2 protein-coding genes are annotated in these 1362 nt (G+C 74.0%); both read left to right on the plus strand.

The window, feature by feature from the left end; genetic code table 11:
- A partial coding sequence (locus KUM40_RS34965) for a class I SAM-dependent methyltransferase (protein ID WP_217170334.1) occupies positions 1-639 on the plus strand: 639 nt, incomplete at its 5' end.
- Between the two features lie 32 nt (positions 640-671).
- Positions 672-1362: ABC transporter ATP-binding protein (locus KUM40_RS34970; protein WP_217170335.1), on the plus strand; the 691-nt coding region annotated here is incomplete at its 3' end.

Genomic DNA, 1362 nt, shown 5'->3' on the forward strand with positions numbered 1-1362 from the left:
GGCGCAGGCACGGGCCTCGCCACTGCCCGCCTGCACGAGCGCGGCGCCGACGTGATCGCCGTGGAACCCGGCGCCGGCATGGCGGCCGAGTTCCGCCGCACCCTCCCCGGCGTGCCGGTGGTCCGCGGCAGCGGCGACGCCCTCCCCGTCGCCGGCCACCGCGCCGACCTCCTCACCTACGCCCAGGCCTGGCACTGGACCGACCCCGCCCTGGCCGTCCCGGAGGCGCTGCGCGTGCTGCGTCCGGGCGGCGCGCTCGCGCTGTGGTGGAACACCGACGCCCTCGACGTGCCGTGGATCGCGGAAGCGGCCCGCCGCGTCGAACGGCACTTCACCGGCCAGAACCTCACCGCCGAGAAGCGGAACATCGACGCCCGCTTCGCCGACCCGACCGGAAACCTCGACTTCGTCCACCGAGTGATCCGCTGGAGCCGCCGCGTCCCCCTCGACACCCACCTGGCCAACCTCGGCAGCCACTCCGTCTTCCTGACCGACACCGAGGAACGCGCCGCCGCCTTCCTGGCCGAGGAGCGCCGGCACCTGTTGACCGTCTTCCCGGACGGAGTCGTCGAGGAGGCGTACGACGTCCACCTCCTGCTCGCGACGACCCCGGCGCCGCCGTACCTCCCGACGGCTTGACGTCACCGGCGCCCGGGAGGAATATTCCGCACATGCGGAATTACTCTTCCCGGCCGCCCGGGGAACCCGGAGAACAGGGCGGCGACCACGCCCCACCCGCCGTCCGTGCCGAGGACCTCACCGTCGTACGCGGTCCCCGCACCGTCCTGCGCGGCCTCGGCTTCACCGTCCCGCGCGGCCGGATCACCGGACTCCTCGGCCCCTCCGGCTGCGGCAAGTCGACCCTGATGCGGGCGATCGTCGGCACCCAGGCCAAAGTCACCGGCACCCTGGACGTCCTCGGCCGCCCGGCCGGCCACCCCGCCCTGCGCACCCGGATCGGCTACGTCACCCAGGCGCCCTCCGTCTTCGACGACCTCACCGTCCGCCAGAACCTCGACTACTTCGCCGAGATCCTCGCCCCGGGCCGGGCAGCCTCCGACGAGCGCCGCGAGAACGTCACCCGGGTCATCGCCGACGTCGACCTCACCACCCACGCCGACTCCCTGGCCGGCAACCTCTCCGGCGGCCAGCGCAGCCGCGTCTCCCTCGCCGTGGCCCTGCTCGGCGCCCCCGAACTCCTGGTCCTCGACGAACCGACGGTCGGCCTCGACCCCGTCCTGCGCCGCGACCTGTGGACCCTCTTCCACTCCATCGCCGCCGACCGCGGCGCCACTCTCCTCGTCTCCTCCCACGTCATGGACGAGGCCGAGCGCTGCCACCGGCTGCTCCTGATGCGCGAGG

Origin of the sequence: Streptomyces sp. AC512_CC834, from assembly GCF_019049325.1 — a bacterium.
Lineage (GTDB): Bacteria > Actinomycetota > Actinomycetes > Streptomycetales > Streptomycetaceae > Streptomyces.